The organism is Haladaptatus sp. (genome assembly GCF_049589095.1).
GTDB lineage: Archaea > Halobacteriota > Halobacteria > Halobacteriales > Haladaptataceae > Haladaptatus.
Genome location: NZ_JBAWAC010000031.1, coordinates 1 through 7821, shown reverse-complemented (window position 1 = coordinate 7821; position 7821 = coordinate 1). Strand labels below are relative to the sequence as shown.

6 protein-coding genes are annotated in these 7821 nt (G+C 61.8%); 3 read left to right on the top strand and 3 right to left on the bottom strand.

Going from position 1 to position 7821, the window contains the following annotated elements; all coding sequences use genetic code 11:
- Window positions 1-1913: AAA family ATPase (locus tag WBV42_RS01100; RefSeq protein WP_423984405.1), on the bottom strand; the 1913-nt coding region annotated here is incomplete at its 3' end.
- Window positions 1910-3415 (bottom strand): DNA double-strand break repair protein Mre11, encoded by a 1506-nt coding sequence (mre11, locus tag WBV42_RS01095; RefSeq protein ID WP_423984404.1) that lies wholly within the window; start codon window positions 3413-3415, stop codon window positions 1910-1912. The genes WBV42_RS01100 and mre11, both read right to left, overlap by 4 nt.
- 59 nt (window positions 3416-3474) lie before the next feature.
- On the opposite strand from mre11, the gene WBV42_RS01090 reads away from it, so the two are divergent.
- Window positions 3475-5043 (top strand): succinic semialdehyde dehydrogenase, encoded by a 1569-nt coding sequence (locus tag WBV42_RS01090; protein WP_423984403.1) that lies wholly within the window; start codon window positions 3475-3477, stop codon window positions 5041-5043.
- Window positions 5044-6132, top strand: coding sequence for an SDR family oxidoreductase (locus WBV42_RS01085; protein WP_423984402.1), 1089 nt, complete (start codon window positions 5044-5046; stop codon window positions 6130-6132).
- Window positions 6133-6379: 247 nt separating this feature from the next.
- On the opposite strand, the gene WBV42_RS01080 is transcribed toward WBV42_RS01085, so the two are convergent.
- Window positions 6380-6652 carry a MarR family transcriptional regulator gene (locus tag WBV42_RS01080; protein WP_066146395.1) on the bottom strand — a complete coding sequence of 91 codons (273 nt, stop codon included), beginning with the start codon at window positions 6650-6652 and terminating at the stop codon, window positions 6380-6382.
- A gap of 143 nt (window positions 6653-6795) precedes the next feature.
- Here WBV42_RS01080 and WBV42_RS01075 point away from each other — a divergent pair.
- A partial coding sequence (locus tag WBV42_RS01075) for a proteasome-activating nucleotidase (protein WP_423984401.1) occupies window positions 6796-7821 on the top strand: 1026 nt, incomplete at its 3' end.

Below are 7821 nucleotides of genomic sequence, written 5' to 3'. Positions count from 1 at the left end.
TCCGACTGCCGCGTCCGTTTGTCCGAGAGGCTCTCGCGGCGCTGATCGTTGAGTTCCTCCAGATGGTTTCGTGTTTCCACAAGCCGTTCGAGCTCCGATTCCGCGTCCGATATCTTCCCCTGAATGGTTTGGATCCGCTCGATTCGCGCCTCGCGCTCGGCTATTGCCTCGCGCTTCGCTTCGAGCGTTTCGGCTTCCTCTCGATGGGTCGCCGCCTTCGCTTCGAGTTCGTCCACGTCCGAACGGCGTTCCTCCGCGTCCGAACGGAGCGTTTCGGCTTCCTCCCGAAGCTTCTCGGCCTCTTCGCGCTTTTCCTCGACGGTTTCCTCCCGGTTTTCGACCAACTGTTCGACGTTCTTTCGGTTGCTCTGGCGCTCTCGGACGCGGTTCTCGGCGGTAACGAGTTCCTCCGCACGCTCGATTCTCGTCTCCAGTTCCGTGCGCGTTTCCCGGAGCGACTCCACTTTCCCTTCCAGTTCCGCTACTCTGGATCGGTCCTCGTCCACGGTATCGACGTGCGGAGATTCCTCCACGGGTTGCCCACACTCCGGACATTTCCCGGCATCGAGGAGACGTTCGGCTTCCGCGACTCGCTCCTTCGCGGTTTGCAGTTTCGCCCGAACGTCGGTCTCTTCCTCACGGCAGTCCGTGAGGTCCGAGCGAAGCGATTCGAGGTGGTCCTTCGCCTCGCCGAACTCTATCGGGGAATCCGTGAACCGCTTCCGGTACGATTCGATCTCCTCGTCCAGTTCGGTCAGTTGCTCGCGGCTGGTTTCGAGTTGTTCGGTCGTCTCCTCGACTTCCGCGTCGAGTCGCTCCGCTCGCTGGCCCTTTTCGTCCGCTCGTGATTCGAGTTCGTTGGCTCGTTCCCCGAGGTTCGACGCCTGATTGTCGAACATCTGGGTCTTCATGCGCCGGTCTTCCAACTCCTCCGCGACGGATTCGTCCTCGGAATCGAGTTCCGCCAAACGCTCGTCGAGCACGTCCTCGTCGGCCGTTTCGAGCGTCGTCTCGCCGAGCAGTTCGTCGACGTTCGATTCCAACTCCGAGATCTTCTCCCGAACCTCGCTCGCCTGCGTTCGGCAGTTCTCGCGTTTCCCTTCCGTCTCGGCGATTTCGTCCCGCAGGGTTTCGATATCCTCGGAAATAGATTCCAGTTCTTCCCGTTTTTCCTCGGACGTTTCGAGCGTCTCCCGTGCTCCTTCGAGCGTTTTCCGCGCCTCGTCGCGGTTCCCTTCGAACCGCTCGATCTCCGACTCCATCTCGTTGCGCTTCGATTCGAGGTCGTTCAGCAGTTCGTGGAGGTTTTTCTCCTCCTTTCCCTCGATCTGGGATTCGAGTTCCGACAGACTCCCGCTCCGATCGTCGAGGACGCTTTTCACCCCGAGGCGGGCGTCGCTCGCACGCTCCCGGTACTCCTCCAGTTTCCCGAGTTGGAGGAGGTCGTCGATCATGTCCTGTCGCTGTGACGGCGTCGCGTTGATGAGTTTGTTCACCTCTCCCTGTCGGACGTAGGCACAGTTGACGAACGCCTCCGCGTCCATCCGGAACAGGCCGACGATGTGGTTGCGGACGTCGCGGGCACCGTCGAACGTCGCGTCGGGGGTTTCGAGCACGCATTTCGCGGTCTGAGCGTTCTCCCCCGTCGCACGGATTCGGCGGTGGATGTGGTAGTTCCCGCCAGCGTGCTGGAACCAGAGTTCGACTTCCGCGTCCTCCGCACCGATGGTGACGACGTCTTCGAGCGTTCTGTCGAGCGCTCGCGCGCCGTACAGCGCGAAGAAGCACGCTTCGAGCAGGGAGGATTTGCCGCTCCCGTTGAGACCGTGGATGACCGTGATTCCGGCATCGAGCGTGAGGTCGGCATCCTCGTAGCATTTGAAGTTCGACAGTCGAACGCGTTCGAACTTCACAGGTAGTCCTCCATCGAAACCTGCCCGTCGGTTCCGTCGGCGGCGTCAGCCTCGGCTTCGGCGTCACCGGTGTCGTCAGCGCTCGCCGTATCGTCCGTGCTCCCTGTTTCGTCAGCGCTCGCCGTATCGTCCGTGCTTTCCGTTTCGGCCGTACTCTCCGTGTCGGCCGTACTTTCCCCATCCGCGGTGGATTCCACGGGCTGAGATTCTGCGATCGATCCTTCGGCCGAATCCTGCGACCCTGCTTCGAACCCGTCGTCGGTCGGGGAATCAGCGGCTGATTCCACCGCGACAGCCGTTCCGTCTTCGGGATCCGAACTCACCGAACCGGAAATATCGGATCCATCCGTCTCGGATTCCTCGTCCGTCGATTCCGATCCTTCGCCTTCCATCGGTTCGAACGCCTCGACATCGTCCGCGATGCGGGTCGAAACGTGATCCTCGACGGCCGCCCGGACGTTCGAATCCGCGACTTTGCTCGCGCGAACGAGTTCGTCCAGTTCGTGTGCGGCCTCGCTGAGTCCCATCTCACGGACGCGCTGGCGCACAGCGTCGTCCGGGTCGGCGAACGAAACCGACAGTTCGTCGGCTTCGGCTTCGATCTCCCGCCGGTCGGTGATACGGGCGACGAGCGCCCCCGCCTCCAGCGCGAACTCCTCCACGCGGGCGGGCGTAACGTCCTTCCCTTCGCCCTCGATGGATATCAGGACGACCGAATCTTCCACGTCGTACTCCCGAATCGCGTCACGCACGCGGTCGATACCATCGTCCTCGCCGAGCGTCACCGAGACATACACGAAATCGCGAGTCTGAATGCCGCGCCGGGTGATGGTCACGTCGTCGGAAAAGTGGACGATGTTGTAGCCCCGGTCGTCGCGCTCGCTCGCGCTGGCGCGCTCGGTCGAACCGCAGTAGGTGACCCACGCGTCGGCGACCTCCTCCCGTTGTGGTTTGTGGTTGTCACCGAGCAACATCGCATCGAACTCGATGGACGCCTCGGTCAGCACTTCCTCCGCGTCCCAGTTGCCGAACTCGAACGGCTGAAACAGGCCGTGGGCGACGAGTGCGGCGGCATCCGCGTCGTGTTCGTCGAACTCGTATTCGAGTTCGTCGCGTTTCGAGAGCGGAACGTGGTCCAAGCCGTAGAAGGCGGTGTCGCCGACGAGGACCGGGGACGGCCCGAGGCGTGTCGCAAGCCCGAGCGTTTCGAAGAGGTCGAGCCACTGTTGGCCGTGCGTGCTCTCGTGGTTCCCGACGATTGCGAGAAACGGGATGTCCGCCCGACGGAGTTTCCGGAGAACGGAAATCGTCCCGTGGAGGTCGATGAGTCCCGGTCGGCGGTCGTGAAACAGGTCACCAGCGTGGACCACGGCGTCGACGTCGTCCTCGATGGCGTCCTCGACGACCCTATCGAAGGCGGCAAGAAAATCGTCCCGTCGCTCGGGCGAATGGTACTGGCGATACCCGATGTGAGTGTCGCCCGTGTGAATCACCCGTGTCATTGCTTTCGGTAGGTTCCCTTCTCATAAATTGTTTCCGTGACGGTCGCGTTGAGAGGTGCATGACGTTTCAGACGGCTCACATTCGAGCCGACCTGCTCGCCGACCTCGACGGAACGGTCGCCGTCGCTGACAGCGGTTCCGACGATTCGATCCCCGTCCACTTCCCGTTCACCGGCGAACAAATCGGCAGCGTTCCGGCGGCGACCGAGCGGGACGTTTCCAAGGCGGTTTCGAGTGCGCGGGCGGCCCAACGCGAGTGGTCGTCGTGGTCGGTCGAACGACGGGCGAGCCTTCTGTCCCGGTTTCACGACCTCGTGCTCGACAGGCAGGACGAACTGCTCGACGTGATGGGGTTGGAAAGCGGAAAAGCGCGACAACATTCCTTCGAGGAAGTCCTCGACGTGGCGACCAACGCCCGGTACTACGCGAACCGTGGGGCGGACTTCCTGCGGCCACGTCGGCGAGATGGAGCGATTCCACTCGCGACGAAGACGAAGGAGTATCGGACTCCCGTCGGCGTCGTCGGGATCATCGCACCGTGGAACTACCCGCTCACGCTCGCCGTCTCGGATGCGATTCCCGCGCTGTTGGCCGGAAATTCGGTCGTTCTGAAACCGGCAGAGGAGACGCCGTTTACTGCACTGTTCGCCACGAAACTGCTTCGGGAGGCTGGAGTGCCGGAGACGGTCTTCCAGGTAGTGACCGGTCGTGGGGGCGAGGTCGGCCCGGCGCTCATCGACGGCGTGGATTTCGTGGGGTTCACCGGCAGCACCGAGACGGGCCGGACGGTGGCGAAGCGCGCAGGAGAGAACCTCGTGAAGTGCTCGCTGGAACTCGGGGGAAAGAATCCCATGCTCGTTCTCGACGATGCGGACGTGAGCGAAGCGGTCGAGGGCGCGATTCGTGGCTGTTTCACGAACGCCGGACAGCTCTGTCTCTCCTTCGAGCGACTGTACGTGCAGGACGGCGTGTACGACGCGTTCCTGCGTCGATTCGCGGAACGAACCCGGAACCTCACGATGGCCCCGTCGCTCGACTACGAGATCGAAGTCGGATCGCTCGTTTCCGAAGCGCAGTTCGAGAAAGTACGGGCACACGTCGAGGACGCCGTGGAGAAGGGAGCGACGGTCGTGACGGGCGGAAACGCGCGGCCGGACCTCGGGCCGTACTTCTTCGAGCCAACGATTTTGGAGGAGGTGACGGACGGGATGGTTATCGCCCGCGAGGAGACGTTCGGGCCGGTCGTCTCCGTCACCCGGTTCTCGGATGCGGCGGAGGCGATTCGACTCGCCAACGACTCCGAACACGGTCTGAACGCGAGCGTCTGGACGACCTATTCCGAGCGAGGATGGAACGTCGCCCGGCAAATCGACTGTGGGACGGTAGGGATCAACGACCCGTATCACGCGACGTGGGCGTCGGTCGACGCACCGATGGGCGGCATGAAGGCTTCGGGCGTCGGTCGCCGTCACGGCCGCGAGGGAATTCTCAAGTACACGGAAGCACAAACGGTCGCCGAACAGCGGTTCGCCTCGCTCGCGCCACCGCGACGGATTCCGACGGAGTGGTACACACGAGCGATGACGGGCGTGATGCGTGCGTTCAAGGCATTTGAGGAGCGTCGATAGATGTCCGAGACGACCGTCTTTCTCACCGGATTTCCGGGATTTCTCGGGTCGGCGCTGACGGAACGACTGGTCGCCCGTGGACGTTCGGTCACCTGCCTCGTACAGCCGAAATACCGGCAGAAAGCCGAGCAACGGGCGCGGGAAATCGAGCGTGAGTCTACGGGGGACGAGTCGGAAGGCATCGAACTCCTCGCGGGGGACATCACCGAATCGGACCTCGGTCTCGGCGAAGAGATGGGTCCGTTGCAAACCGATACCGACGCCGTCTACCATCTCGCGGCCGTGTACGACCTCGCCGTGAGTCGGGAGGTCGGAATGGTCGTCAACGTCGACGGGACGAAAAACGTCCTCGATTTCGCGGACGGTTGTGGAGACCTCCGGCGGTTCCAGTACGTGAGCACCTGTTACGTGAACGGGCGCTACGACGGGACCTTCACGGAGGACCACCTCGTGGAGGGCCAGCAGTTCAACAACTACTACGAGACGACGAAGTATCTCGCCGAGGTGGCAGTACAGGAGCGGATGGCCAACGGGTTGCCCGCGACGATTTACCGCCCGGGAATCGTCGTCGGGAGTAGCGAAACCGGCGAGACACAGAAGTACGACGGACCGTACTACCTGCTTCGGTGGCTTCTGCGTCAACCCTCGGTGGCCATCGCCCCGACCCTCGGAAACCCGGCGACGTACGAGGTCAACGTCGTCCCACGGAACTTCGTGGTCGATGCGATCGACGAACTGAGCAGACTGGACGAATCGGTCGGAGAGGTGTACCAGCTCTGTGATCCGAATCCCCTCACGGTGGACGAGATGCTTCGAGTCTTCGGACGGGCGACGGGGAAACGGGTCGTCCGGGTGCCGGTTCCGAAGAGCGCCCTGAAACGGGTGCTTTCCAGCCTGCCGGAGTTGGGTATCGAACCGGCAACGCTCGATTACTTCGACCAACCGACGAGCTATGCCTGTGAGAACACGCTGGCCGCGCTCGAAACGATCGACGAACCGGTTCGCTGTCCGGCGTTCGGGTCGTACGTCGGGAATCTGGTGTCGTTCGTCCGCGAACACCCGGAGATCACGCCCGACGCGATGGTGTGACCGTGGAGCAACGGAAGCGGGAATTGGGAAGATAGCTACCGTTGTAAACGGCGAAGTGAGCAAAACAGAGGAAGTGAAGGGAACGGGGGAAGTGGTGGATATGGGGTGAGTGGAGCGAGTGAGGGAAGTGGAGGGAGTGAATCGAGTGAGCGGCGTCAGCCGATCGAGAGGCGTATGGTATGGTCGTGTCACGAGTGGCTACCGTTGGCCGCGCCATGAGATATAAACCCTCAGGTGGGTCGGGGAGTTAGAGGTCGAGCGTGTAGAGGCGCTTGCGGGCGTCGGAGAACGAAAACCGCGAATCCACGAGGTCTTCGTCTTCGAGACGAGTCAGGGCGTAGCGAACGGTTCGCGGGGGCAGTAGCGTCTCGTCCGCGAGTTCGCTTTGGGTCATCGTCTCGTTGTATTCCAGCACCTTTGCGACTAACTTTGCGCTCGGAGGGAGATCGCGGATGGTGGCGGTTGAATCCACGTCCTGAAGCCGAGTATCGGTCGTTCGTGATAGCTCTGGGGCACTCATCAATCATCCATTTCGGATACAGCGTAATAATATTTCCCATTCGTTTTTATTACCTTCAGGAATTAAAATGCTGGGATGGTCCGTGTGTACCAACAGGTCGTTCACCCGAAGCCTCTTAAGATGCAGGCTCTTATCCGGAACTGATGACCGATACTGTGGATGACGTAGAACTCCCATACGACGAGGAGAGTACGTCACAACAGGAACAAATAGAGGCTCTCCAAGAGCGTCTCGATGTCCTCGAATCCCAGAACGAGGAAATGCGGGACAAGCTTCTCGACGCGAACGCAGAGAACAACAAGTATCAGCAGAAACTCGAACGGCTCACCCACGAGAACAAGAAGCTGAAACAGTCACCGCTGTTCGTCGCCACGGTACAGGAGATTACCGACGAGGGCGTCATCATCAAACAACACGGCAACAACCAGGAAGCGGTCACCGAAGTGACCGAGGAAATGCGCGAGGACCTCGACCCCGACGCGCGTGTCGCCGTGAACAACTCCCTCTCTATCGTGAAAACGCTCGACGACGAGACTGACGTGCGCGCTCGCGTGATGCAGGTCACGAAGAGCCCCGAGGTCACCTACGCCGACATCGGCGGACTCGAAGAGCAGATGAACGAGGTTCGGGAGACCGTCGAGATGCCGCTCGAACACCCCGAGATGTTCGAAGAGGTCGGTATCGATCCGCCGAGCGGCGTGCTCCTCTACGGTCCGCCAGGTACCGGGAAGACGATGCTAGCCAAGGCCGTCGCCAACCAGACCGACGCCACGTTCATCAAGATGGCCGGATCTGAACTGGTCCACAAGTTCATCGGCGTGGGTGCGAAACTCGTCCGCGACCTATTCCAAGTCGCACGTGACCACGAGCCAGCGGTCCTCTTCATCGACGAAATCGACGCCATCGCGTCGAAGCGCACCGACTCGAAGACGTCGGGCGACGCCGAAGTCCAGCGGACGATGATGCAGTTGCTCTCGGAGATGGACGGCTTCGAGGACCGCGGCGAAATCCGCATCATCGCGGCCACCAACCGCTTCGACATGCTCGACCGCGCCATCCTCCGCCCCGGTCGCTTCGACCGCCTCATCGAAGTGCCCAACCCGGACGCGGAGGGCCGTCGCCGTATCCTCGAAATCCACACCCAGCGCATGAACCTCGCCGACGACGTG